This is a genomic window from Bradyrhizobium sp. ISRA442 (assembly GCF_038085055.1).
Classification (GTDB): domain Bacteria; phylum Pseudomonadota; class Alphaproteobacteria; order Rhizobiales; family Xanthobacteraceae; genus Bradyrhizobium.
In genome coordinates this window covers 140339-164825 of the sequence record NZ_JALGCN010000007.1, presented here as the reverse complement: position 1 = coordinate 164825, position 24487 = coordinate 140339, and the positions used below count along the sequence as shown (strand labels likewise).

General features: G+C 63.5%; 22 protein-coding genes. 15 read left to right on the top strand and 7 right to left on the bottom strand.

From position 1 onward, the window contains the following. Positions 1–10 precede the first annotated feature (10 nt). Genes MTR72_RS17300 through MTR72_RS17280 form a run of 5 tightly spaced genes read right to left on the bottom strand, consistent with a single transcriptional unit; the run spans position 11 to position 6102 of the window. The gene (locus MTR72_RS17300) at positions 11–916 is read right to left on the bottom strand and encodes an HpcH/HpaI aldolase/citrate lyase family protein (RefSeq protein ID WP_280970761.1); all 906 of its coding nucleotides are present in this window, start codon (positions 914–916) and stop codon (positions 11–13) included. Further along, positions 913–2175: a CaiB/BaiF CoA transferase family protein gene (locus tag MTR72_RS17295; RefSeq protein ID WP_280970762.1), complete on the bottom strand. Its 1263-nt coding sequence runs from the start codon at positions 2173–2175 to the stop codon at positions 913–915. The genes MTR72_RS17300 and MTR72_RS17295 overlap by 4 nt, the downstream gene beginning before the upstream one ends. After that, positions 2159–3262 carry an ABC transporter ATP-binding protein gene (locus MTR72_RS17290; RefSeq protein ID WP_341510740.1) on the bottom strand — a complete coding sequence of 368 codons (1104 nt, stop codon included), beginning with the start codon at positions 3260–3262 and terminating at the stop codon, positions 2159–2161. Before MTR72_RS17290 ends, MTR72_RS17295 begins: the two co-directional genes overlap by 17 nt. Further along, a complete protein-coding gene (locus MTR72_RS17285) occupies positions 3255–4994 on the bottom strand; it encodes an ABC transporter permease (protein WP_280970764.1) in 1740 nt (579 codons plus the stop codon). Before MTR72_RS17285 ends, MTR72_RS17290 begins: the two co-directional genes overlap by 8 nt. After that, the gene (locus MTR72_RS17280; RefSeq protein ID WP_280970765.1) at positions 4984–6102 is read right to left on the bottom strand and encodes an ABC transporter substrate-binding protein; all 1119 of its coding nucleotides are present in this window, start codon (positions 6100–6102) and stop codon (positions 4984–4986) included. Before MTR72_RS17280 ends, MTR72_RS17285 begins: the two co-directional genes overlap by 11 nt. Before the next feature lie 102 nt (positions 6103–6204). On the opposite strand from MTR72_RS17280, the gene MTR72_RS17275 reads away from it, so the two are divergent. Beyond that, positions 6205–6864 (top strand): GntR family transcriptional regulator, encoded by a 660-nt coding sequence (locus MTR72_RS17275; protein WP_280970766.1) that lies wholly within the window; start codon positions 6205–6207, stop codon positions 6862–6864. A gap of 103 nt (positions 6865–6967) precedes the next feature. Here MTR72_RS17275 and queF read toward each other — a convergent pair whose 3' ends face one another. Next, positions 6968–7429, bottom strand: a complete 462-nt coding sequence (queF, locus tag MTR72_RS17270; protein WP_280970767.1) for a preQ(1) synthase — start codon at positions 7427–7429, stop codon at positions 6968–6970. Positions 7430–7469: 40 nt separating this feature from the next. Next, positions 7470–8447 carry a Vgb family protein gene (locus MTR72_RS17265; RefSeq protein ID WP_280970768.1) on the bottom strand — a complete coding sequence of 326 codons (978 nt, stop codon included), beginning with the start codon at positions 8445–8447 and terminating at the stop codon, positions 7470–7472. A gap of 177 nt (positions 8448–8624) precedes the next feature. Between MTR72_RS17265 and eno the strand changes: the two genes are divergently transcribed. The 14 genes from eno to MTR72_RS17195 all read left to right on the top strand — a co-directional run bounded on the left by eno (position 8625) and on the right by MTR72_RS17195 (position 24420). Next, positions 8625–9908, top strand: a complete 1284-nt coding sequence (gene eno, locus MTR72_RS17260) for a phosphopyruvate hydratase (RefSeq protein WP_280970769.1) — start codon at positions 8625–8627, stop codon at positions 9906–9908. Between the two features lie 33 nt (positions 9909–9941). Further along, the gene (locus MTR72_RS17255) at positions 9942–11081 is read left to right on the top strand and encodes a zinc-binding dehydrogenase (protein WP_280970770.1); all 1140 of its coding nucleotides are present in this window, start codon (positions 9942–9944) and stop codon (positions 11079–11081) included. A 108-nt stretch (positions 11082–11189) separates the two neighbouring features. Continuing rightward, on the top strand, positions 11190–12185 hold the full coding sequence (locus tag MTR72_RS17250; protein WP_280970771.1) for an MBL fold metallo-hydrolase: 996 nt from the start codon (positions 11190–11192) through the stop codon (positions 12183–12185). A gap of 173 nt (positions 12186–12358) precedes the next feature. Beyond that, complete coding sequence (locus tag MTR72_RS17245; protein ID WP_280970772.1) at positions 12359–12910, top strand: NADPH-dependent FMN reductase; 552 nt, start codon at positions 12359–12361, stop codon at positions 12908–12910. 215 nt (positions 12911–13125) lie between these two features. Next, positions 13126–13443 (top strand): FtsB family cell division protein, encoded by a 318-nt coding sequence (locus MTR72_RS17240; RefSeq protein WP_280970969.1) that lies wholly within the window; start codon positions 13126–13128, stop codon positions 13441–13443. Between the two features lie 211 nt (positions 13444–13654). After that, entirely contained in the window at positions 13655–14614 is a 960-nt protein-coding gene (locus MTR72_RS17235; protein ID WP_280970773.1) for a GAF domain-containing protein, read from the top strand. 307 nt (positions 14615–14921) lie between these two features. Then, the gene (gene adh / locus MTR72_RS17230) at positions 14922–16439 is read left to right on the top strand and encodes an aldehyde dehydrogenase (RefSeq protein ID WP_280970774.1); all 1518 of its coding nucleotides are present in this window, start codon (positions 14922–14924) and stop codon (positions 16437–16439) included. Positions 16440–16736: 297 nt separating this feature from the next. Further along, positions 16737–17759 carry a pyruvate dehydrogenase (acetyl-transferring) E1 component subunit alpha gene (pdhA, locus tag MTR72_RS17225; RefSeq protein ID WP_280970775.1) on the top strand — a complete coding sequence of 341 codons (1023 nt, stop codon included), beginning with the start codon at positions 16737–16739 and terminating at the stop codon, positions 17757–17759. A 29-nt stretch (positions 17760–17788) separates the two neighbouring features. Then, positions 17789–19180: a pyruvate dehydrogenase complex E1 component subunit beta gene (locus MTR72_RS17220; RefSeq protein WP_280970776.1), complete on the top strand. Its 1392-nt coding sequence runs from the start codon at positions 17789–17791 to the stop codon at positions 19178–19180. Positions 19181–19183: 3 nt separating this feature from the next. After that, positions 19184–19489 carry a DUF5076 domain-containing protein gene (locus tag MTR72_RS17215; RefSeq protein WP_280970777.1) on the top strand — a complete coding sequence of 102 codons (306 nt, stop codon included), beginning with the start codon at positions 19184–19186 and terminating at the stop codon, positions 19487–19489. A 2-nt stretch (positions 19490–19491) separates the two neighbouring features. Further along, the gene (locus MTR72_RS17210) at positions 19492–19944 is read left to right on the top strand and encodes a nucleoside deaminase (RefSeq protein WP_280970778.1); all 453 of its coding nucleotides are present in this window, start codon (positions 19492–19494) and stop codon (positions 19942–19944) included. A gap of 61 nt (positions 19945–20005) precedes the next feature. Further along, a complete protein-coding gene (locus tag MTR72_RS17205; protein ID WP_280970779.1) occupies positions 20006–21364 on the top strand; it encodes a pyruvate dehydrogenase complex dihydrolipoamide acetyltransferase in 1359 nt (452 codons plus the stop codon). A gap of 179 nt (positions 21365–21543) precedes the next feature. Next, positions 21544–22965, top strand: a complete 1422-nt coding sequence (gene lpdA, locus MTR72_RS17200; RefSeq protein WP_341510739.1) for a dihydrolipoyl dehydrogenase — start codon at positions 21544–21546, stop codon at positions 22963–22965. A gap of 213 nt (positions 22966–23178) precedes the next feature. Continuing rightward, on the top strand, positions 23179–24420 hold the full coding sequence (locus MTR72_RS17195) for a threonine synthase (protein ID WP_280970781.1): 1242 nt from the start codon (positions 23179–23181) through the stop codon (positions 24418–24420). Positions 24421–24487 lie beyond the last annotated feature (67 nt).

Sequence of the window (24487 nt, the reverse complement as noted above, 5' to 3'; positions counted from 1 at the left end):
GCCGACACAATCAACGAGGCCGATGCGCGCGTGCGGCGATCGCTTGCGCGCGCTCGAGCAGCGCTTCTGCCCGCTGAACGATAGGGATATCGATCATCTTGCCATCGATGGCGAAGGATGCGCGCCCCTCGGCAGCCGCTTGCTTGTTGAGGGCAACGACGCGTTCGGCGTCAGCCACATCCTGTGGTGATGGGCTGAAACCCGCGTTGAGGATCGGCACCAGTGATGGGTGAATGCAGGCAGAGCCCACAAAGCCAAAATCCGCCGACCGCCTCACGATCCTGGTATACCCGTCCAGATCGGAGAAATCCGCCACCGAGCCGATGGTGCCGAGCGGCATGATGCCGGCGGCTCGCGCCGCTTGCACCACCTGTTGCTTCGGCATCAACAAGGTCTCCTCCGTCGGTTTCGCGCCGATGGCGGTCGCATAGTCTTCGGCACCCAATGAAATGCCCGCCAGCCGCGGGATCGATCGTGCGATGTCATGGGCTCTGGCGAGCGGGCCGGGCGCCTCGATCAGGCCAACAAACCAGATCTTGCCGGGTGGCAATCCGCGATCGATCTCCAATCTTGTCACCATCTCGTCGAGCAGGCGCAGATGCTCGGCGCCTTCGACCTTGGTGATCTTGATCGCGTCCACGCCCGGGATGACGGCCGCCTCCAGATCGGGCACCGCCAATTCGAGCGGCTGGTTGATCCGCACCATGACGTCCGAATTCCCGGTGTCGCGAAAGCGCTGAACGATGCCCGGTATCAGCGCGCGGGCGGTCGCTTTTTCGGCAAGCGGCACGCTATCCTCGAGATCGATGATCAGTGCGTCCGCGCCGCGCTCGACGGCTTTGACGACGAACCGCTCTACGTTTGCGGGTACGAACAGCGCAGATCGCCAGACGGGGAATTTTCGCTGAATTGTCATTTTCTGGTTTCCTTCACGACGCCCGAGGCGAGAGCGGCATCGATATCTTCAGGGCTAAGGCCGGATTCGGCCAGAATGGTGCGGCTGTGCTCACCAAGGCGGGGCGCTGGCGTCCGGATGCTTCCGGGCGTCTCGGACAGGCGCACCGGGACGGCGTGCATCGGGAACGTTCCCATATCGTCGTCAGGATAATCGGCCAGCAGTCCGCGGGCCTGCACGTGGCGGTCGTTCATCAATCGGACGGTATCGTTGACCGGACCGATCGTGACCTCGGCCGCTTCGAAGAAGGCCACGTTGTCTTCGACCGTCCGCGTCGCAATGAAATCGCCGATAATCTTGTCCAATTCGGCAACATGGACGAGCCTCTGTTCGTTGGTCTTGAACCGCGGATCATCGCAAAGTTCGGGGCGGCCGATCGAACGCAGCACCCGCATGGCCATGCCTTGCGTGGAAGCCGACAGGCAAACCCAACCGCCATCGAGTGTACGGTAGACATTGCGCGGTACCGAGCCGCTCGAGCGGCTCCCGCTGCGCGGTTTGACCACGCCGGTCAAACGATAATTTGCCGCCTGGGGCCCCAGCGAGTTGACGATCGGGTCGAGCAGCGGCAGATCGATTACCTGTCCTTTTCCACCGTTGATTTCGACCTCCCGTAACGCGGCCATGGCTGCGAACGCTCCGGTGAGACCGGACAATGCGTCGGCCAGATACATCGGTGGCAATACCGGCTCGCGATCAGGGAATCCGTTCATCTCGGCGAAGCCGGAAAAGCCTTCCACCAGCGTCCCGAAGCCGGGCCGGCGATGATAGGGGCCGGTCTGCCCCCATCCCGATATTCGAACGATCACGAGCTTGGGCTCGAGCCGCAGCAGTTCTTCGGGAGAAAGCCCCATCTGCTCGAGCGTACCTGGACGGAAGCTCTCGATCAGCATCGCGGCGCCGGGAATGAGCTTGCGGATCAACGGCACCGCATCATCGTGACGAAATTCGAGGCAAATGCTGCGCTTGTTGCGCGAATGTATCTTCCAGTTCGTTTCGACGCCCTTTGTGCGCCAACCGCGCAGGGTATCGCCTTCGCGCGGCTCGACCTTGATGACGTCGGCGCCGAAGTCGGCGAGATGTTGGGTGAGCAGATTACCCGCAACCAGCCTCGAAAGATCGATGACGCGGAGCCCTGTCAGTGGGCCGCGGACACCGGGTGTATAGTCAGCCCGATGCAGTCCGCCTTCGGGAGAGGTGGCGTCAGTGGGATTTGCCATGGTTCCGTTCTGTAAACAGGATGCCGCCGGTTACAGGCAGCCACAGGCGCAACTGGCGGTCAGTCGTTGCATCCTGGGTTTCGATGCGGATCTGATTTCCGCCGACGCTCAATCCGATCTGCCAACGACCGCCAACGTAGGAATGGCTGACCACGTCCGCTTCGATGATCGAACCTCCGATCGCCTGGTCATGGGCCGCTGCCAGGCGCATCTGCTCGGGGCGATAGGCAAACGTGACCTTGTCGCCCAATGATGGACGTTTGTCGGACTTGATCAGGACGCGCTGACCGTCGGCGAGACTGACCAGCGTCTGTCCATCGCCATCGGGTGCCCCGACGACGTCGCCGTTCAGAAAATTTGTCGTTCCGATGAAGTCGGCCACGAAACTGTCTGCGGGCCGGGTGTAGATCTCCTGAGGCGAGCCGATCTGATTGATCCGGCCGCCATTCATGACCACGATGCGGTCGGACAAGGCCAGTGCTTCGACCTGGTCGTGCGTCACGTAGATTGTCGTCAAGCCGAGACGCGTGCGCAGTTCAGCGAGCCAGGCCCGGGCACGGTCGCGCAGCTTGGCGTCGAGATTCGACAAGGGTTCGTCGAGCAAGAGGATTTCGGGTTGGTAAACCAGTGTTCGCGCGAGCGCGACACGTTGCTGCTGTCCGCCCGAGAGTTGATGCGGATAGCGATCCTGAAAGCGCTCCATCTCGACGAGAGTGAGACTCTCCTCGACGCGGCGCTTGCAATCGGCGGTCGACACTTTCCGCAGCTTGAGCGGAAACACGACGTTGTCGTAGACCGTCATGTGCGGCCACAATGCGTAGCTCTGGAACACGAGTCCGCAATGGCGGGCTTCTGGCGGCAGAAAGATGCCCTTTTCGCCGTCGAAATAGGTCTTGTTGCCGACGCGGATACGTCCGCTCGTCGGCTGATCCAGTCCGGCAATGGCGCCGAGCGTCGTTGACTTGCCACACCCGGACGGACCCAGCAGCGTGATGAACTCACCATCCGCAACGTGGATGTTGACGTCGTCGATCGCTTTGACCGGTCCGAACCGCTTATGCAGGTTCTCGATCAACAACTCAGCCATAGAGCTTCACTCCGAGAAAAGCACGCGCCGCCGTGACACAGACTCCGATGACCAGGATCTGTACGGTTGCCAGCGCGGACACCAGACCGACCTCGCCCTGCGTCCAGGCCTGGAGCAGCGTGGTCCCGATCACTTCGCTGCCGGGAGCGAACAGGAAGATCGCGGTTGTGTACTCCTTGAAGAACGTAATGAAGAGGATGATGAAGCAAGCAACGAGCGCCGGCCGCAGCAAAGGCAAAACGATCCGCCGGCTCGTCGTCCACCAGTCCGCGCCCTGCGTCCGCGCGGCGCGATCGAAATCCGGGCTCATCTGCATTAGCATCGGCGCAACCGCCCCCAACCCCACGGGGATGAAGTGCATCGTGAAGGCGGCGATCAGAATCCAGATCGTGTTTCGAAGTCCTCCCAGGCCCGGAACAAGCGCAAACGCATAGAAGAACCCGATGCCCGCGACGACGCCCGGCACCGCGCGAGGAAACAACGCGATGTAGTGCAGCGGCGCTCGCCAGCGGAAATCTGAGCGCAGAACGATGATTGCGATCAGGGCGACCATCGCGGTGGCGATGACGCCACCGAGCGTGCTGACGATGAACGAGTTCCAGATCGAGCGCGGGTAGACCGGATACTCGAGCATGTTGGCGAAGTTGCCGAGAGTCAGCACCTCGGTGATCGGCACCATCGGCGACAGCAGGCTGGTGAAGGCGCGCAGCAGCAGCGCGCCGATCGGCATCACAACTGTTGCCGTGATGTAGATCGCCGAGACGATGCAAAGCGGCCAGCGCAGACTGCTCAGGCGGAAAGGGCGCGGTCGCGTGGCCTTGCCACCGAGTGTGACAAAACGCCGGGTGCTGCCGAGCAGGCGTCCTTGCAGCCAGACCAAGACGCAGACAACGGCAAGCATCAGCACGGCTGCCGTTGCCACCAGCCCGTGATCGGGGCGCGCCGACGCCACGCCGTTGTTGTAGAGGAACGTAGTCAGCACAGTGATGCCGGCGGGATCTCCGAACACCAGCGGAATCGCGAGCAGTTCCAATCCCACCGTGAAGTTCAGCACCGCACTATAGGCGATCGCCGGCATCAGCAGGGGCAGCGTGATCCGCCACAAGGTCCTCAAGGTGCCGGCGCCAGCCACGCGCGCGGCTTCCTCCAGCGTCGGATCGGTAATCGAGGCCGAGGACATGCAGTAGATGTAGGCGACCGGCGCTTGCGAGACGCCGGCGATCATCGCCATGCCCGGCAGCGAGTAGAGATTCCACGGCGCGCCGTCGAAGATCGACTGAACAAGAAGCGTCAAGTAACCGGCCGGTCCGTAAATCGTGTACCAGCCGAACGACAGCACCAGCGCCGAGAGATAGATCGGCCACAGGAACAGCTCGCCAAACAGCCGCGCAAACGGCATGTCGGTGCGGCCGAACAGCACCGCTGCCAGCGTGCCAAGCGCCTGCGAAATCACGGTAGTGAGGGTGGCGAAAACAAACGTGTTCCAGATGACGAGTGCAAAGCCGTCGGTGCGAAGCAGGCGGCCGAAGTTGCTCAGCGTGAGCTGCTGGCCGGAATCGTAGAGCGCGCGATCCAGCATAGATTGATAGAGAACGGGAAGCAGAGGCGCTGCGATCAGAACAACTGTCAGCAGCGCCATGCCGTACTGGATGACCGTATCGCGGCCGGGCAGCGGCTTCGGCAGTGCGTCCGTAGCCGTCGGCGCTAGCGCGCTGCTTGCGTCAAGCGACATTGAAAGTCTTTTTCCAGCGCGCCAGGAAGCTGTCGTAGTCCCGCAGGGCGTCCCGATCGTAGCCGATGTAGCAAATGTTCTGCTCGCCGACGGCTTGCACGATTGACGAGTATGTATGGCGGATGCCGTCGCCCGGCTGCACACCTGGTCGCGCCGGCGTCAGGCCACCCCGTCCGAATGCGCGCTGACCGTCCTCCGAGATGATGTAGTCGAGCATCAACTTGGCGGCGTTGACGTTTTTCGACCCCTTCGGAATGGCGACGCCACGCAGCACAACCGGCTGACCATCGCCGATGAAGCTCCAGCCGAGGATGCGAGCGCGCGCCGGATCATTCAGGCGGGGCCAGAAGGTGATGGCCGAAACAAACCAGCCCGTGGCGTATTCGCCGGAGGTCACCTTTTCGGTCATCGGCCCGCCGGAGCGCTCGAACCGAGGCGAAAGCTTCGCAAGCTGAGCGAACCAGTCCCAGGCCTTCTCGCCGTGCTTCTTCACGAACGCGTAGCTGATGCCATAGCCGAAGGTGGTTTGATGCACGCCGTAGCTGGTGATGCGGTTGCGCCAGGCCTTCTCGTTTGTCACCGCAAGCTCGACGAACTCCGCAAGCGTCTTGGGGCGCTTGCCGTCCGGCACCAGCGTGTTGTTCCAGATCAGCGCCATCGGATCGGACGAAACGGTGTAGACGCCGGGAAACGGCTTCGACCAGTCCGGCCACGCCTGCGCCTCGGGTGACGCATAGTCGAGGATTTCACCGCGCTCCTGGAAGTCGATCCATCCGCCCGGATCAGCCGTTGCGATGAGGTCGCAGGTGCGGCTGTTGGTGCTCCGCTCGGCCAGATAACGTTCAAAGCTCTCGCGGGACGCGGGCAGATCCAGCGTCTCGACCTTGACCTTCGGGTAGAGCTTGTTGAAGCCTTCAATCACGGGCCGCCAGTTTTCGGGCGACATGATCGAATAAATGAGTAGGCTGCTCTCGTTCTGGGCGTCCTCGATGATCTTTTGATAATTCTCAGGATATCCGTTCGGCGCAGCCTGCGCCGTGCCCCGGAGTCCTACAGTCGCGCCGAGGACCGACATCACCATCAAGCTTCTACGATCGATGCCCGACATCCATGTTCCTCCCGCCGCCGCGATTTGTTATGCACATTTATTGGCGCCAATTTGTGCGCAACTAGCTTTGACAAGTCAAGCGCTCCGAAAAGGGAAGCAGCCATGAAAGTACGGAAGGAGCAGAAGAGACTGTTGGCGGTGGAAATCGGTGCCGCCATCCTGCAAGGCGACTATCGGCCGGGCGAATGGTTGCGCCAGATCGACCTGGAGGAGGCCTTCGTTGCGAAACGTTTCGACGTCCGAAGTGCACTGACCCAACTCGCCGCAAGCGGGATGGTGACCCATGTCGAAAATCGTGGGTACCGGGTCGCACAACCCGACCTGAATGTCGTTCGCGAGATATTGGAGATCCGCATGTTGCTGGAGGTTGAAGCGGCAACGCAGGCGTTACCGAATATCGGCCCCATCGAATTTGGAAAAATCAAGCAAGCCCAGAAACTCTTTGAAGATGCTGTGGCGCGCGGCAGCAAAGCGGACCAAGCAAATACTAACGCAGCCTTTCACGACGAGATCTATCGCCATGCAGCAAACCAATCGCTCGCCAGGCTCATCGTCGAAATCCGAAATCGCGCCAGACCAGGACCGATCGCCTTGTGGCCGTCGAATGCCGAGTTGCAAAGAAGTGCTGCACACCACGTCGAGATTGTCGATGCGATCGAGTCTCGCGATCTCGCTGCACTCATTGCAGCAGTGCGGCGCCACATTGCCGAATCCGGCGCCAACTATCCGGCGCGCGATCACAGTCCGACCAAGAAGACCTGAGCAACCTTCGATTAAATTAATGGAGAGAGAGCTGAGGTGTGCTCCCGTTGGTTTGACGCAAGTTTTGGCGTGGCGCGCTGATTCAATCCGTGCCTGAAAGAAACTAACCCCGCCCGCGATAGGGCGCGACGCCCTGCTCGGGTACCCAGAGGCCCCTTGGCACGCGGCCGGTCTGCCAGAATACGTCGATCGGAATGCCGCCGCGCGGGTACCAGTAGCCGCCGATGCGCAGCCATTTTGGCTTGATCTCGGAGGCGATGCGCTTGCCGATCATCACGGTGCAATCCTCGTGGAAGGCGCCGTGATTGCGAAAGCTCGCGATGTAGAGTTTGAGCGACTTCGACTCCAGCAGCCACGCGCCCGGTGCGTAATCGATCATCAGATGCGCGAAATCCGGCTGGCCCGTGACCGGGCAGAGCGAGGTGAATTCCGGCACGGTGAAGCGCACCAGATAGTCCGTACCCTTTTGCGGATTGGGCACGCGGTCGAGCTGGGCTTCTTCCGGTGTGTGCGGCCACTCGACCGCGCGGCCGAGCTGGAGAGATTTTTTCGCCATCGTCGTCATCCTTTTGCGGATGTCGGGATGGACGCAATTGTGGCCGTCGTCAACCGGCGGCGATGGTCTGGATCATGACGATCCGGTCGTTGCCGGATTCGCAGCCCCACAGCTCGCCCGGCCGGCCGTCGAGCTGACGGACATTGGCATTCGCCTTGTCGCTGGCGAACACGTTGAACTGCTCGCTCGCCGGATCAAACCGGAGAATCGCGTTCGCCGAGAAGTCGGTCAGCCAGACCTTGTCCTTGTCGTCGACATAGACCGCGTAGGTGCGGGGGCGCTCGCCCGGCAGCTTCCAGCTCTTCCATGAGCCGTCGGCGGGATCGTGCACCGACACATGCCCGCTGTTCCACTCGCTGACCCAGATCCGGCTCTTCGAATCCGACCAGACGCGCCGTGCCCCCTGGTTCGGCGTCGGCGGCTCGACGACATGAGCATTGCCGGTGGCCGGATCGATCTTGGCGATATAGCTCCCCGCAAGCGAGGCGTACCAGATGTCACCCTTGGGCGTGGCCGTGATGCCGTAGGGACCGACGCCCTTCGGCGCCTTGAACACGCTCATCTCGCCGGACTTCGGCGCGAGGCGGCCGTAGTAACCGGATTGTCCGGTGAACCAGTAGGTCCCGGACTTGTCGAACACGCCGGTGTTGAGATTGGCGGAAGCGAATTTCTCAGGCAGGCGGAACAACGTGACCTTGAGGTCGCTAGGGTCGACACGCGCGATCGCGTTCTGGCCGCCCTCAGTGATCCACGGCGCGCCGTCGGGACCGATCGTCACGCCGTGGGGCGCTGCGCCTTGTCCGAGGCTGACGGTCTCGTACGAGCCATCCTTCGGATCGAGCCTGCCGAGCATGCCCTTGCCTTGTGCGGTGAACCAGATGCGGCCATCGGGCGCCGGCGTGAGATCGTGCAGGCCGATGCCGGGGCTGATGGGGAAATATTTCGTCCGGAACGGGGCCTCTTGGGCAAAACTTGGGCGAACCGTGAGAAGGGCGACACTCGAGGCAAGAAACTGGCGACGATTCATGGCGTTACCCCGACTGTTTCAGATTGAGGTTGGACGCGCAGATCAGATGCGGTCGAGCTTAGTCTGAGGCACTTCACGCGTCAGTCGAAGCGGCCGGTCCAAGCGTTCACATTTGCTTGCGCTCCGTGTAAGACGCGCGGCGAACCGATCAGCTCCAACGAACGGAAGTGCAACATCATGACCGCCATTGTCGACATCATCGGCCGCGAAATCCTGGACAGCCGCGGCAATCCCACCGTCGAGGTCGACGTCGTGCTGGAGGACGGCTCGCTCGGCCGCGCCGCGGTGCCGTCCGGCGCGTCCACCGGTGCCCACGAGGCGGTGGAACTGCGCGACGGCGACAAGGCCCGTTATCTCGGCAAGGGCGTTTCCAAGGCCGTCGGTGCCGTCAACGGCGAGATCTTCGAGGCCTTGAGCGGCATCGATGTCGAGCATCAGGTCCAGATCGACCAGATCATGATCGACCTCGACGGCACGCCGAACAAGAGCCGGTTAGGTGCCAACGCCATCCTCGGCGTTTCGCTCGCCTGCGCCAAGGCGGCCGCGAACTCGCTCGACATGCCGCTCTATCGCTATGTCGGCGGCACCTCGGCGCGGCTTCTGCCGGTGCCGATGATGAACATCATCAATGGCGGCGTGCATGCCGACAATCCGATCGACTTCCAGGAATTCATGATCCTGCCGGTCGGTGCGCCGACCTTCGCCGAGGGCCTGCGCTACGGCGCCGAAGTCTTCCACACGCTGAAGTCCGAGCTGAAGAAGGCCGGCCACAACACCAATGTCGGCGACGAGGGCGGCTTCGCCCCGAATCTGCCGTCGGCCGACGCCGCGCTCGACTTCGTCGTGAACGCGATCGGCAAGGCCGGCTTCAAGGTGGGCAGCGACGTCGTGCTCGGCCTCGACTGCGCCTCGACCGAGTTCTTCAAGGACGGCAAGTACGTCTATGAAGGCGAGGGCAAGACCCGCTCGGTGTCCGAACAGGCCAAGTATCTCGCCGATCTCGTCTCGCGCTATCCGATCGTCACCATCGAGGACGGCATGTCCGAAGACGACATGGACGGCTGGAAAGAGCTCACAGACCTGATCGGCAACAAGTGCCAGCTCGTCGGCGATGATCTCTTCGTCACCAACGTCAAGCGCCTGTCGGACGGCATCAAGGCAGGACGCGCCAACTCGATCCTGATCAAGGTCAACCAGATCGGTACGCTGACCGAGACGCTCGCCGCCGTCGAGATGGCGCACAAGGCCGGCTACACCTCGGTGATGTCGCACCGCTCCGGTGAGACCGAGGATTCCACCATCGCCGATCTCGCGGTCGCCACCAATTGCGGTCAGATCAAGACCGGCTCCCTTGCGCGCTCCGATCGCACCGCCAAATACAATCAGCTCCTGCGCATCGAGCAGCAGCTCGGCAAGCAGGCGCTCTATGCCGGCAAGGCGGCGCTGAAGGCGCTGGCATAAGCCGGCGCTTTGACAGAACACGGGAGGATCGACATGAGCGACGGCAAGACCGGACTGCAACTGCGTTCGCTGATCAAGGCGAGCGGTGAGCTGGAAATCTCGCTCGTCGACGTGCCGACCCCCGAACCCGCCGCGGACGAGGTCGTCGTCCGCGTCGAGGCGACGCCGATCAACCCGTCCGACCTCGGCCTGCTCGTCGGCGCCGCCGACATGAGCACGGCCAAGGCCTCGGGTACGAAAGCTTCGCCCGTGATCACCGCACAGGTGCCCGCAGCCGCGCTGCGGGCGATGGCAGGCCGGCTCGACCAGTCCATGCCGGTCGGCAATGAGGGCGCCGGCGTCGTCATCAGGACCGGCTCGTCGGATGCTCCGAAAGCGCTGATGGGCAAGACGGTGGCGATGATCGGCGGCGCGATGTACGCGCAATATCGCACGCTGAAGGTGAGGGAGTGTCTGCCGCTGCCGGCCGGCACGACGCCCGCCGAAGGCGCATCCTGCTTCGTCAATCCACTCACAGCGCTCGGCATGACCGAGACCATGCGTCGCGAAGGCCACAAGGCGCTGGTGCACACCGCGGCTGCCTCCAATCTCGGGCAGATGCTGAACAAGATCTGCCTCAAGGACGGCATCCCGCTCGTCAACATCGTGCGCAGCAAAGAGCAGGCGGACATCCTGAAGAAGATCGGCGCAAAGCATGTCGTCGACTCCACCTCGCCGAGCTTTCTTGGCGATCTCACCGACGCGCTGGTCGAGACCGGCGCCACCATCGCCTTCGACGCCATCGGCGGCGGCAAGCTCGCCGGTGACATCCTCAATTGCATGGAAGCCGCGATCAACAAGACCGCGAAAGAATATAGCCGCTACGGCTCCAACGTGCACAAGCAGGTCTATGTCTACGGCGCGCTCGACACGCGACCGATCGAACTGCCGCGCGGCTTCGGCATGGCCTGGGGCGTCGGCGGCTGGCTGCTGTTTCCGTTCCTGATGAAGATCGGGCAGGCCGATGCCGCCAAGCTGCGTCAGCGCGTGGTCGACGAATTGAAGACCACCTTTGCCAGCCACTACACCAGGGTGGTCTCGCTCCAGGAAGCGCTCGATCCGGCCAACATCGCCGTGTACGCCAAACGGGCTACCGGCGAAAAATTCCTCATCAACCCAAATAAATCTTCGTGATGTGCTAGGGCACGTCGCCCAAAGAAGGTCTTGCCTTCTGAGCGAAGCGGGAGAACATTCGCGCCGCAATTGAAAGCGGGACAAACCGCACGCAAAGGGGACATCTCCATGACAGATCTCAATCGCCGCCACTTGCTCGCGGGCGCGGCCGCCGTCGGCGCGGCTGCCGTGACCGGACTGGGACCGACCGTTGCCAATGGCGCAGTGCCGCAAAGCGGAGCACAGGCGCCGGGCTTCTACCGCTACAAGATCGGCAGCTTCGAATGCACCTCGATCAACGACGGCGCGCGCAGCTTCCCGATGCCCGACAAGTTCGTCGTCAACGTTCCGAAGGAAGAGGCGCTCGCCGCCGCCGATGCCGCCTACATGCCGAAGGGCATGGTCACGATCCCGTTCAATCCGCAGCTCATCAACACCGGCTCCAAGCTGGTGCTGATCGACAGCGGCAACGGCGTTGCGAATTTCGAGGCGAGCAAGGGCGCGGTCGGCCGTACCCTGCAGAACCTCGCGGCCGCCGGCGTCGATCCCAAGAGCATCGACATCGTGTTGCTGTCGCATCTGCATCCCGACCATACCAACGGCATCCGTTTGGCCGACGGCTCGCTTGCCTTCCCGAATGCGGAGATCATGGTGCCGGCGAAGGACTGGGAGTTTTGGGCCAGCGAGGAGAACGCGGGCAAGGCCTCCAGCGACATGATGAAGAACTACTTCGCGAACGTGAAGAAGACGTTCGCCGGGCTCGAGTCGAAGGTGACGAAGTACGAATGGGGCAAGGAAGTTGCGCCCGGCATCACCTCGATCGCGACGCCCGGCCATACGCCTGGCCACACCTCGTTCGCGGTTGCCTCGGGCAACGCGAAAGTGCTGATCCAGTCCGACGTCACCAACATTCCGGAGCTGTTCCTGCGCAATCCGGATTGGCACGTGGCATTCGACACTGATGCAGCGCTGGCGCAGGAGACCCGCCACAAGTTCTACGACATGGCGGCGGCGGAGAAGGCGACTGTGGTCGGCTTCCACTTCACCTTCCCCTCGGTCGGCCATGTCGAGAAAGACGGCGCGAAATATCGCCTGATCCCGTCGGCCTGGAATCCGACGATCTGATCGCGCACGCCATCGGAAACATCAGGCCGCCTTCGGGCGGCCTGATTGTTTTGGGCAACAGTTCAATTCCGTGAACGCAGCGTTTCCAAATCGGCACGGTTCATGCACTTGCATCCACTGATGCAGCCGGATTAAGTGCGCGACTATCCCGCTGGAGATTAAGGACACAAACCATGGCCTATCACATCGTCACGCTCGTCGGCAGCCTGCGCAAGGAAGGCTTTTCCATCAAGATCGCCAATGCCCTCGCCAAGCTTGCCCCGAGCTCGCTCTCGCTCGAAGTGGTGACGCCAGCGGGCATTTCCTTCTTCAACCAGGACCTCGAGGGCGCGCCGCCCGCCGACTGGCTGGCCTTCCGTGAAAAGCTCCAGAAGTCGAACGGCGTGCTGTTTGTCACCCCCGAATACAACCGCTCGATCCCGGGCGTGCTGAAGAACGCCATCGATGTCGCCTCGCGGCCCTATGGCAAGAGCTCCTTCAACGGCAAGCCGGCTGGCATCATCTCCAACTCGCCGGGTCCGCTCGGTGGTGTCAGCGCAGCCAAGCATCTCCAGAACATCCTGCCCGGCATTGCCGGCCCGATCCTCCAGCAGCCGGAGATTTACCTGAACGGCGTCGGCGACGCCTTCGATGCCGCGGGCAACCTGACCAAGGACTCCCTGAAGACCGTCCTGCAGCAGTACCTCGACGCCTTCGCCGCGCACGTCGCGAAGAACCAGGGCTGACGTAAACACTGCCCGCAACATCGTAGGTCCTCATCCTGAGGAGACCGCGAAGCGGTCATCTCGAAGGATGGCCGCGGGAGACAGCCGGGCCTTCATGGTTCGAGACGGCGCTTCGCGCCTCCTCGCCATGAGGGTCTGGTCGCGTGGTCGGGCAGGGGTAGGCCAGCAAGCTGGAATTAGCACTCCCTTAACCAACCTGTCCCATCTTGCCGGACATGGTCTCCCGCGCGCGCCTGAAGTCGATCCTGACCGGCCTTGCTCTCTACACGATGGCGGCCGCCATCGTCGGCTATTTCGGCATCAATGCCTATACCGGCAAGTACGGCCTGAACGCGCGCCAGGAGCTCGACCAGGAGATCATCGCGCTGACCAGCGAACTGGCGCAGCTCAAGCGCGAGCGCGCCAGGAGCGAGCAGCGCGTGTCACTGCTCCGCAGGGAAAAGATCGACCCGGATATGCTCGACGAGCGGGCGCGCTTCCAGCTCGACTACGTCAATCCGCATGATCTCGTTCGGATGAACCCGACGAACTGACGCTTTCCGAAACTTCCGCAACTGGTGTCGAAAGTCGGCGTCGACTTCCGATAGCCTCGTACCGAAAGTCGTAAGGCGTTGTCGGATTGTCGCCTTGACGGCGGCGCGGCGCTGGGTTCATGGCATGGGCTGCGTGCAGGGCCGGCCAAGGTTGACGCAGATCAATCGGGCTGTGCCGCCACCGCGTAGACTGTTCTCGGAGGAAACAGTGATGAATGGGCCAATGTCCCGGCATCACGCGGCCCGCGTCGAGGCCGCCATCGTATCAGGCCAGGCGGCCCGCTCCGCGCTCGTGGCCTCGTGGCGGCGCGCGTCCCGACTGCATCACCTCGATCCTGGCGGCCGCAGCCCGCCGCTGCGGCTGAGCGACGCCGAATTGCGCCAGGCGCGCGAGCGCATCGGGCCGCTTCTGGCGGCCGCGCAAGCCGCGATGGACCGGCTTTATCAGGCTGTGGGCGCAGCCGGCTGCTGCGTGCTGCTTGCCGACGGGAAGGGCGTGCCGGTCGACCGTCGCGGCACGCCGGCCGACGACGCGACGTTTCAATCCTGGGGCCTGTGGACCGGCGCGCTGTGGAGCGAGGAGCACGAGGGCACCAACGGCATCGGCACCTGCGTTGTCGAGCAGCGGCCGCTGACGATCGACCGCGACCAGCACTTCTTCACCCGCAATACGCTTCTGAGTTGCACCGCCGTTCCGATCTACGACCATAACGGGATGTTTGCCGGCGTACTCGACGTCTCCTCCTGCCGCGCCGACCGCACCGACGCCATCTCCAGCCTGATCGCGCTTGCGGCGGGCGAAGCGGCAAAGCGCATCGAGGCCGATCTGTTTCGCCGCGCCTTTGCCCATGCCCGCATCCTGCTGACGCCTGCCTCCGACGGCCAGGGCGGCGGTCTCGTCGCGGTCGATGCTGATGATCTCGTGATTGGCGCGACCCGATCCGCCCGGGTGGGACTCGGGATCGCGCCCGGTCGCCCGTTACGGCCGATGCCTGCGGCCGATCTTCTCGGCGGCGATACGGCGCACGATCATCTTGCCGGCGGTCAGCGCGCGGTGCTGCAGCGGGCGCTGCTGCGCGCGGGCGGCAATGTTTCGGCGGCCGCCAAGGCCCTCGGCGTCAGCCGTGCCACGCTGCATCGAAAGCTTAAGCGGTTTGAACTGAAGCACTAAGCCCCAGTTCCTTTCCACGCACATAACTGAACCCTCATGGTGAGGAGGCGCGAAGCGCCGTCTCGAACCATGAAAGGCCCCGCTGTCGCCCGCGGCCATCCTTCGAGGCGCCCAACGGGCGTGCTCCTCGGGATGAGGCCGGGGTATCTTGTGGCCACGTCACCTGTCGCAGAACTGCGACAGGTCGGCCTGACCATCGCTTCCGCCCGGGCTGACAGGAAATCGCTCCCGCGAGATCGTCGGTGCAAGTCGCACAGGCGCAAACGCACGCGACGAATTGCGCAAACAGCAACATCGGGAGTGATCAATGAACAAGGTGGAATTCCTCAGCGTCACCAAAGTTCCCTTCGCCGCACGCTATGACAATTTCATCGGCGGCAAGTTCGTCGCGCCGATCTCGGGGCGGTATTTCGACAACGCCTCGCCGGTGAATGGCCAAGTCGTCTGCAAGATCGCGCGCTCCGACCATCAAGACGTCGAGGTCGCGCTCGACGCTGCGCACGCCGCCAAGGCCGCCTGGGGCCGCACCAGCGCCGCCGGACGCGCCGCGATCCTGAACAAGATCGCCGACCGCATGGAGCAGAATCTCGAGCGCCTTGCGATCGCCGAGACCTGGGACAATGGCAAGCCGATCCGTGAGACCCGCGCTGCCGACCTGCCGCTCGCGATCGATCACTTCCGCTATTTCGCCGGCGTCGTGCGCGCCCAGGAAGGCTCGATCGGCGAGATCGATCACGACACCATCGCCTACCATTTCCATGAACCGCTCGGCGTCGTCGGCCAGATCATTCCCTGGAATTTCCCGTTGTTAATGGCGTGCTGGAAGCTTGCGCCGGCGCTCGCCGCCGGCAATTGCGTGGTGCTCAAGCCCGCCGAGCAGACGCCGGCCTCGATCATGGTGTGGGCCGAGATCATCGGCGACCTTCTGCCGCCCGGCGTCCTCAACATCGTCAACGGCTTTGGCCTCGAAGCCGGCAAGCCGCTCGCCTCGAGCCCGCGGATCGCCAAGATCGCCTTCACCGGCGAGACCACGACGGGCCGGCTGATCATGCAATATGCCAGCCAGAACCTCATTCCCGTCACGCTCGAGCTCGGCGGCAAATCGCCGAACATCTTCTTCAAGGACGTGGCTGCAGAAGATGACGACTTCTTCGATAAGGCGATCGAAGGCTTTGTGATGTTTGCGCTCAATCAGGGCGAGGTCTGCACCTGTCCGAGCCGCGCGCTGATCCATGAGGATATCTACGACCGCTTCATGGAGCGGGCGTTAAAGCGTGTCGCTGCCATCAAGCAGGGCGATCCGCGCGAGGCCGATACGATGATCGGCGCCCAAGCCTCCGGCGAGCAGTTGGAGAAGATTCTGTCGTATATCGACATCGGCAGGAGCGAGGGCGCAAAGGTTTTGGCCGGCGGTGGCCGCGCCAGCCTGAGCGGCGATCTCGCCGGCGGCTACTACGTCCAGCCAACCGTATTCCAGGGTCACAACAAGATGCGGATCTTCCAGGAGGAGATCTTTGGGCCCGTCGTTTCGGTCACGACCTTCAAGACCGACGATGAGGCACTCGCGATCGCCAACGACACGCTCTACGGCCTTGGGGCCGGCGTCTGGAGCCGCGATGCCAACCGCTGCTACCGCTTCGGCCGCGCCATCCAGGCCGGTCGGGTCTGGACCAACTGCTATCACGCTTATCCCGCGCACGCAGCGTTTGGCGGCTACAAGCAGTCGGGCGTGGGGCGCGAGACCCACAAGATGATGCTCGATCACTACCAGCAGACCAAGAACCTGCTCGTCAGCTACAGCCCGAAGAAGCTCGGCTTCTTCTGACAAGGACTTGATCGGCAGAGCCGACAAGGACTTGATCGATCGGCGGAGCGGAGAGGGCGGCGCCGTTGCGGCGCCGCCTTGCTCCAAATCGATACCTCGCACCTTGACGCGGTCTCGAATCTGGTCCGCACGCCGCGGCGATTAGATTTGTTGCCCGATCGGCGCCAAACATTTTGCAATATTTCGGCCACGTTGCAGTGCGGCATAAATGAAAGCCGCGCCGCGGCGCCGCAGCGCTTTCGCATGCGTTTGACTTGGGTTAGAGAGGGCGAAAGTTTTCTCTGACCCGGAATTCCCATGGCCGCACCCAAGAAAGCCGCCGCAAGCGCTCCACAGGACAAGACCAACGGCGGCTCGCCACCGGGATTCACGAAGGAACAGGAGCTCAAGGCGCTCCGCGACATGCTCCTGATCCGGCGGTTCGAGGAAAAGGCTGGCCAGCTCTACGGCATGGGCGCGATTGGCGGCTTCTGCCATCTTTATATCGGCCAGGAGGCCGTGGTGGTCGGCATGCAGATGGCCCTGAAGGACGGCGATCAGGTCATCACCGGTTACCGCGATCACGGCCACATGCTCGCCACCGGCATGGAGGCCAAGGGCGTCATGGCCGAGCTCACCGGCCGCCGCGGCGGATATTCCAAGGGCAAGGGCGGCTCCATGCACATGTTCAGCGTGGAGAAGAAGTTTTACGGCGGCCATGGCATCGTCGGCGCCCAGGTCTCGCTCGGTGCGGGGCTCGCCTTCGCCAATCACTATCGCGGCAACGACAACGTCGCCGTCACCTATTTCGGCGATGGTGCTGCCAATCAAGGCCAGGTCTATGAGAGCTTCAACATGGCGGAGCTCTGGAAACTGCCGGTGATCTTCGTCATCGAGAACAATCGCTACGCCATGGGCACGTCGGTCTCGCGCGCCTCGGCGCAGCAGGATTTTTCCAAGCGCGGCCTGTCCTTCAACATCCCCGGTCATCAGGTCGACGGCATGGACGTCCGCGCGGTGAAGGCCGCCGCCGACGAGGCGGTCGCCTGGTGCCGCGCCGGCAAGGGTCCGGTCATCCTGGAAATGCAGACCTACCGCTATCGCGGCCACTCGATGTCCGATCCCGCAAAGTACCGAACGCGCGAGGAGGTCGAGAAGGTTCGCCACGACCAGGATCCGATCGAGCAGGTGCGCAACCGCCTGCTGGCGGCCAAGGTGAGCGAACAGGATCTCAAGGCGATCGACGCCGAGGTTCGCGACATCGTCAACGCCTCCGCCGACTTTGCCCAGCATGACCCCGAGCCGGATGCTTCCGAGCTCTGGACCGACGTTTACCGCTGAACGCGCGCAAGCTTTCTTTTGGAGTCGATATGCCAATTCAAGTGCTGATGCCCGCGCTCTCGCCCACGATGGAAAAGGGCAACCTCGCCAAATGGCTGAAAAAAGAGGGCGAGCAGATCAAGTCGGGTGATGTGATCGCCGAGATCGAGACCGACAAGGCGACCATGGAGGTCGAGGCGACCGACGAGGGGACGCTTGGCCAGATCCTGATCCCCGAAGGCACCGCCGACGTTGCCGTGAACACGCCGATCGCGACGATCCTTGCCGACGGCGAGAGCGCCGCTGATCTTGCCAAGGCACCGGCGCCCGCCAAGCAGGAGAAGGCCGCGGAAGCGCCGCCTGCCGCAGCGAAGGCCGAGGCGCCGCAGCCGAAGCCCGCTGCGCCCTCCGCGCCGCGGGCCGTCGCCGAGCCCGATCCGGAAGTGCCCGCCGGCACCGAAATGGTGACGCAGACCATCCGCGAAGCCCTGCGCGATGCCATGGCCGAGGAGATGCGCCGCGACGCCGACGTCTTCGTGATGGGCGAAGAGGTCGCCGAATATCAGGGCGCCTACAAGGTCACCCAGGGCCTGCTCCAGGAATTCGGCGCGAGGCGCGTGATCGACACCCCGATCACCGAGCACGGCTTTGCCGGTGTCGGCATCGGCGCCGCGATGGCCGGGCTGAAGCCGGTCGTCGAGTTCATGACCTTCAACTTCGCCATGCAGGCGATGGACCAGATCATCAACTCCGCCGCCAAGACGCTCTATATGTCCGGCGGCCAGATGGGCTGCTCGATCGTGTTCCGCGGACCCAACGGCGCGGCCGCCCGCGTCGCCGCGCAGCACAGCCAGGATTACTCCGCCTGGTACTCGCACATTCCAGGCCTGAAGGTGGTCGCGCCTTATTCGGCGGCCGACGCCAAGGGTCTGCTCAAGGCCGCGATCCGCGATCCCAATCCGGTGATCTTCCTCGAGAACGAGGTGCTCTACGGCCATACCGGTGAGGTGCCGAAGCTCGACGACTACGTGATCCCGATCGGCAAGGCGCGAATCGTGCGCTCGGGCGGCCACGTCACCATCATCTCCTGGTCGAACGGCATGACCTACGCGCTCAAGGCCGCCGACGAGCTTGCCAAGGACGGCATCGAGGCCGAGGTCATCGATCTGCGCACGCTGCGGCCGATGGACACCGAGACCATCGTCAACTCGGTCAAGAAGACCGGCCGGGCGGTCACGGTGGAGGAGGGCTGGGCGCAAAGCGGCGTTGGCGCCGAGATCGCCGCCCGCATCATGGAGCACGCTTTCGACTATCTCGACGCGCCGGTGACGCGCGTCTCCGGCAAGGATGTGCCGATGCCCTATGCCGCGAACCTGGAGAAGCTTGCGCTGCCCTCGGCGGCTGAAGTGGTCGAGGCCGCCAAAGCGGTCTGCTACAGGTAGACCATGGCGGGCCCGAAGGAGCAGCCATTACCGCCCGACGTTATCGCCCGCGAGGACGCGGTCGAGATCCTGCGCGTGTTCGTGCTGGAGGGCGGGCTGTCGATGGCATTCCAGCGCGCCTTCGAAGAGCCCGACATGTGGGGTCTTTTGCTGGTCGATCTCGCCCGCCACGCCGCACGCGCCTATGCCCGCGAGAGCGAGTACACCGAAGAAGAGGCGCTGGGCCGGATCCTCGACATGTTCCAGGCCGAGATCGACCGGCCGACTGACATGGGCGCCACCACGCCGCGCGGACAGAAGGGGCACTGAGCGTGGCGGTCGAATCCCATCACTATGATTTCATGCTGGAGGCGATCCGCGAGGCGGAGGCTTCGATCGCGCAGGGCGGCCTGCCGATCGGTGCCGTGCTGACACGCGACAAGAAGATCATTGCCCGCGGCCACAACAACCGTGTGCAGGAAAAGAACGTCATCCTGCACGGCGAGATGAGCTGCCTGCGCGACGCCGGCGTGATCTCGTTTCACGACACCGTCATGTACACCACGCTGTCGCCATGCTCGATGTGCGCCGGCGCGCTTGGCCTGTTCAAGGTCTCGCTGGTGGTGATCGGGGAGTCCGTCACGTTTCCCGGCTCCAAGGACATTCTCGACAAGTTCGCCATCCCCTGGATCGATCTTGCCGACGACCGCTCCATCACCATGATGAAGACGTGGCGTTCCAATCCCGCCAATGAGCGCCTGTGGCAGGGCGACATCGGCAACTAAACCTGGTCTGTTCGTCTTCCTGTGGAGGACGACGTTTTGAGAAGTTCTTCGTGAGGTCAGCATGCCCATCAACATCCTGATGCCAGCTCTCTCGCCGACGATGGAGAAGGGCAACCTCGCCAAGTGGCTGAAGAAAGAGGGCGACAAGGTCAAATCGGGCGACGTCATCGCCGAGATCGAGACCGACAAGGCCACCATGGAGGTCGAGGCCATCGACGAGGGCACGATTGCCAAAATCCTTGTGCCCGAAGGCACCCAGGACGTCGCGGTCAACGACGTCATCGCAGTTCTCGCCGGGGAAGGCGAGGACGTGAAGGCCGCGAGCGCGGGCGCTGCGAAGCCCAGCGCCTCGGCCGTACCGCCCAAGGCACCTGAGAAGGCCGCCGAAGCACCGGCTCCCGCGCCTGCGCCCGCTGCGCCGAAGGCTGCACCGCCCGCCGCTTCGCCGGCGCCGCAGGCCGCAACACCCGCCGTGCAGGGCAACGGCCAGGGCGGCCGCGTGTTCTCGTCACCGTTGGCGCGCCGGCTTGCCAAGGACGCCGGCATCGAGATTGCGATGGTGACGGGCACTGGCCCGCACGGACGCGTAGTCGCGCGCGATGTCGAACAGGCCAAGTCCGGCAAGGGCCTGAAGGCGCCCGGAGCCGCGCCGTCCGCCGGTCCCGCAATCGCGCCAACCATGTCGGACAAGCAGATCCTGGCGTTGTTCGAGCCCGGCTCCTACGACATCGTCCCGCATGACGGCATGCGCCGCACCATCGCGCAGCGCCTGACCGCATCGGTGCAGCAGGTCCCGCACTTCTACCTCACCATCGACTGCGACATCGGCAAGCTGCTCGTCGCGCGCGAGGAGATCAACGCGGCCGCTCCAAAGGACAAGGAGAAGAAGCCGCTCTACAAGATCTCGGTCAACGACTTCGTCATCAAGGCGATGGCGGTCGCGCTGCAGAAGATCCCGAACTGCAATGTGAGCTGGACCGAGTCCGGCATGGTCAAGCATCACCATTCCGACGTCGGCGTCGCCGTGGCGATGCCCGGCGGCCTGATCACGCCGATCATTCGCAAGGCGGAGACCAAGACACTCTCGACCATCTCCAACGAGATGAAGGATTTTGCGGCGCGGGCCCGCTCACGCAAGCTGAAGCCCGAGGAGTACCAGGGCGGCACCACGGCCGTGTCCAACCTCGGCATGTACGGCATCAACCACTTCACCGCTGTGATCAACCCGCCGCACGCGACCATCCTCGCGGTCGGCACCTCGGAAGAGCGCCCCGTGGTCCGTGGCGGCAAGATCGAGATCGCGCAGATGATGAGCGTGACCTTGTCGTGCGATCACCGTGCCATCGACGGCGCGCTCGGCGCCGAGCTGATCGGCGCCTTCAAGCAGCTCATCGAAAACCCCGTCATGATGATGGTGTGACGACGAAAGCATCCGCGTCGTCATTGCGAGCCATCGGTTCTGCGTAAAGCGCAGCCCGATGGCAGGCTCCGCGAAGCAGTCCAGGGCGCTACCGGCAGGCTGGATTGCTTCGTCGCAAGAGCTCCTCGCAATGACGGTCTCGAACATTCAGGCCGGTCGAACGGGAACGAGCGTACAGCATGGCCGATACATCCTTCGACGTCATCATCATCGGCTCCGGCCCCGGCGGCTACGTCACCGCGATCCGTGCCGCGCAACTCGGCTTCAAGACCGCGATCGTCGAGAAGTCCTATCTCGGCGGCATCTGCCTGAACTGGGGCTGCATTCCGACGAAAGCGCTGCTGCGCTCGGCCGAGATCTATCATTACATGCAGCACGCCAAGGACTACGGCCTGTCGGCGGAGAAAGTCTCGTTCGATGCGAAAGCCGTGGTGCAGCGCTCGCGCGGCGTCTCGAGCCGGCTGAACGACGGCGTCGGCTTCCTGATGAAGAAGAACAAGGTGAGCGTCATCTGGGGCGCCGCCTCGATCGATGCGCCGGGCAAGATCACCGTGAAGAAGTCCGACGTCGAGGCACCGAAGGGCGCGCTCGGCGAGGGGGCCTATCAGGCCAAGCACATCATCGTCGCGACCGGGGCGCGGCCGCGCGTGCTGCCCGGGCTCGAGCCGGACAAGAAGCTGGTCTGGACCTATTTCGAGGCGATGGTGCCGGAGCGGATTCCGAAGTCGCTCCTCGTCGTCGGCTCCGGCGCAATCGGCATCGAGTTCGCTTCCTTCTTCCACACCATGGGCTCCAATGTGACCGTGGTCGAGGTGCTGCCGCAGATCTTGCCCGTCGAGGACGCAGAGATCGCAGGCCTTGCGCGAAAGCGTTTCGAGAAGCAGGGCATCAAGATCATGTCCTCGACCAAGGTGACCAAGCTCGAGAAGAAGGCCGACAGCGTCGTTGCGACCATCGACGACGGCAAGGGCAAGCCGGTCACCACCGAGTTCGAGCGTGTGATCTCGGCGGTCGGCGTCGTCGGCAACATCGAGAATCTTGGGCTCGAAAAGCTCGGCGTCAAAACCGACCGCGGCTGTATCGTGATCGACGGCTACGGCAAGACCAACGTTCCCGGCATCTACGCCATCGGCGACGTTTCCGGGCCGCCGATGTTGGCCCACAAGGCCGAGCATGAGGGCGTGATCTGCGTCGAGGCGATCAAGGGCTTGCATCCGCACGCCATGGAAAAGAACATGATCCCGGGCTGCACCTATTGCCATCCGCAGGTCGCTTCCGTCGGCCTGACCGAAGCCAAGGCCAAGGAGAATGGCCGCGAGATCCGAGTCGGCCGCTTCCCCTTCGTCGGCAACGGCAAGTCGATCGCGCTCGGCGAGGACCAGGGGCTGGTCAAGGTCATCTTCGACAAGAAGACCGGCCAGCTCCTCGGTGCGCACATGATCGGCGCTGAGGTCACCGAGCTGATCCAGGGCTACGTGGTCGCCATGAACCTGGAGACGACGGAAGAGGAACTGATGCACACGGTCTTCCCGCATCCGACGCTATCGGAGATGATGAAGGAAGCCGTGCTGGATGCCTACGGGCGGGTGCTGAATATTTGATCGGGCTGAAGATCCGCGTCGCGCGGCGATAGCAGTCCCGTCATCCTGAGGTGCGAGCTGCGCAGTGCATCGCAACGCGCTGGGCGCCTCGAAGGATGAACGGCCAGGATTCCGCAGGCGGGCCGTCGGCCTTCGAGGCCTCAGCTTCGCTCCGGCACCTCAGGGTGACGGATTGAGTAGGGAATAGACCAGAACAAGAAGAGGGACGAACCCATGCAAGACAACGACAACCTCACCATCGAACGCCCGACCTTCGTCACCCATCTCGAATGCGCGATGGAAGGCGACCATTATCCCGCCGACCAGGTCCACAACCTCTCCAAGGCCGGCAAGCCGCTTTTGGTGCGCTATGATCTCGCCGGCGTGAAGAAGGCGCTGACGAAGGATGCGCTGGCGCAACGTCCGGCGGACATGTGGCGCTACCGCGAGCTTTTGCCGGTCCGCAAATGCAAGGACATCGTCTCGCTCGGCGAGGTCACCACGCCATTGATCCGGCTGCCGAAGCTCGGGGCAAAACTCGGCGGCGGCGAGATCATCGTCAAGGACGAGGGGCGCCTGCCGACCGGCTCGTTCAAGGCGCGCGGCTTGGTGATGGCGGTGTCGATGGGCAAGGCGCTCGGCATCAAGCACATGGCGATGCCGACCAACGGCAACGCAGGCGCCGCGGTCGCGGCCTATGCGACGGCCTGCGGCATCAAGACCACGATCTTCTGCCCGGCCGATACGCCCGAGGTGAACGTCAGCGAGATCGAGCTCCAGGGCGCGACCGTCTACCGCGTCAACGGCTATATCGACGATTGCGGCAAGATCGTCGGCGAGGGCAAGGCCAAGGTCGGCTGGTTCGACACCTCGACGCTGAAGGAGCCGTACCGGATCGAGGGCAAGAAGACTATGGGGCTGGAGCTCGCCGAGCAGCTCGGCTGGGACGTGCCCGACGTGATCTTCTACCCGACCGGCGGCGGTACCGGCCTGATCGGCATGTGGAAGGCCTTCGATGAGCTCGAGAAGATCGGCTTCATCGGTGCCAAGCGCCCGCGCATGGTCGCGGTCCAGGCGTCGGGCTGCGCGCCGATGGTCCGCGCCTATGAGGCGGGCACCGAGCATGCGACGCGCTGGGAGGATGCCCACACCATCGCCTCCGGCATCCGCGTGCCGCAGGCGATCGGCGATTTCCTGATCCTGCGCGCCGTGCGCGAGAGCAAGGGCTTTGCCATCGCGGTCGACGACGACAAGATTTCGTCCGCGCTGAACGAGGTTGCGCGCGAGGAGGGGCTGTTGCTGTGCCCGGAAGGCGCCGCCACCTACGCCGCCTACAAGCAGAGTCTGGCCGACGGCCGCGTCGGCAAGACCGATCGCGTGATGTTGTTCAACTGCGCGACCGGTCTGAAATATCCGCTGCCGCCGGTCACCCGCACGCTCGATCGCCACAAGCCGATCGACTACTCGCAGTTCTAGCGCGGGACCAAGCGGCCGGAGCGCGACGAACGCGCTCCGGCGCGGCAATACGTCACGAATGATCCCT

Bases quoted from the DNA above. Each gene is read 5' to 3' on its own strand.
- MTR72_RS17300 (WP_280970761.1), bottom strand. From the start codon at position 916: ATGACAATTCAGCGAAAATTCCCCGTCTGGCGATCTGCGCTGTTCGTA.
- MTR72_RS17295 (WP_280970762.1), bottom strand. From the start codon at position 2,175: ATGGCAAATCCCACTGACGCCACCTCTCCCGAAGGCGGACTGCATCGG.
- MTR72_RS17290 (WP_341510740.1), bottom strand. From the start codon at position 3,262: ATGGCTGAGTTGTTGATCGAGAACCTGCATAAGCGGTTCGGACCGGTC.
- MTR72_RS17285 (WP_280970764.1), bottom strand. From the start codon at position 4,994: ATGTCGCTTGACGCAAGCAGCGCGCTAGCGCCGACGGCTACGGACGCA.
- MTR72_RS17280 (WP_280970765.1), bottom strand. From the start codon at position 6,102: ATGTCGGGCATCGATCGTAGAAGCTTGATGGTGATGTCGGTCCTCGGC.
- MTR72_RS17275 (WP_280970766.1), top strand. From the start codon at position 6,205: ATGAAAGTACGGAAGGAGCAGAAGAGACTGTTGGCGGTGGAAATCGGT.
- queF (WP_280970767.1), bottom strand. From the start codon at position 7,429: ATGACGACGATGGCGAAAAAATCTCTCCAGCTCGGCCGCGCGGTCGAG.
- MTR72_RS17265 (WP_280970768.1), bottom strand. From the start codon at position 8,447: ATGAATCGTCGCCAGTTTCTTGCCTCGAGTGTCGCCCTTCTCACGGTT.
- eno (WP_280970769.1), top strand. From the start codon at position 8,625: ATGACCGCCATTGTCGACATCATCGGCCGCGAAATCCTGGACAGCCGC.
- MTR72_RS17255 (WP_280970770.1), top strand. From the start codon at position 9,942: ATGAGCGACGGCAAGACCGGACTGCAACTGCGTTCGCTGATCAAGGCG.
- MTR72_RS17250 (WP_280970771.1), top strand. From the start codon at position 11,190: ATGACAGATCTCAATCGCCGCCACTTGCTCGCGGGCGCGGCCGCCGTC.
- MTR72_RS17245 (WP_280970772.1), top strand. From the start codon at position 12,359: ATGGCCTATCACATCGTCACGCTCGTCGGCAGCCTGCGCAAGGAAGGC.
- MTR72_RS17240 (WP_280970969.1), top strand. From the start codon at position 13,126: ATGGTCTCCCGCGCGCGCCTGAAGTCGATCCTGACCGGCCTTGCTCTC.
- MTR72_RS17235 (WP_280970773.1), top strand. From the start codon at position 13,655: ATGAATGGGCCAATGTCCCGGCATCACGCGGCCCGCGTCGAGGCCGCC.
- adh (WP_280970774.1), top strand. From the start codon at position 14,922: ATGAACAAGGTGGAATTCCTCAGCGTCACCAAAGTTCCCTTCGCCGCA.
- pdhA (WP_280970775.1), top strand. From the start codon at position 16,737: ATGGCCGCACCCAAGAAAGCCGCCGCAAGCGCTCCACAGGACAAGACC.
- MTR72_RS17220 (WP_280970776.1), top strand. From the start codon at position 17,789: ATGCCAATTCAAGTGCTGATGCCCGCGCTCTCGCCCACGATGGAAAAG.
- MTR72_RS17215 (WP_280970777.1), top strand. From the start codon at position 19,184: ATGGCGGGCCCGAAGGAGCAGCCATTACCGCCCGACGTTATCGCCCGC.
- MTR72_RS17205 (WP_280970779.1), top strand. From the start codon at position 20,006: ATGCCCATCAACATCCTGATGCCAGCTCTCTCGCCGACGATGGAGAAG.
- lpdA (WP_341510739.1), top strand. From the start codon at position 21,544: ATGGCCGATACATCCTTCGACGTCATCATCATCGGCTCCGGCCCCGGC.
- MTR72_RS17195 (WP_280970781.1), top strand. From the start codon at position 23,179: ATGCAAGACAACGACAACCTCACCATCGAACGCCCGACCTTCGTCACC.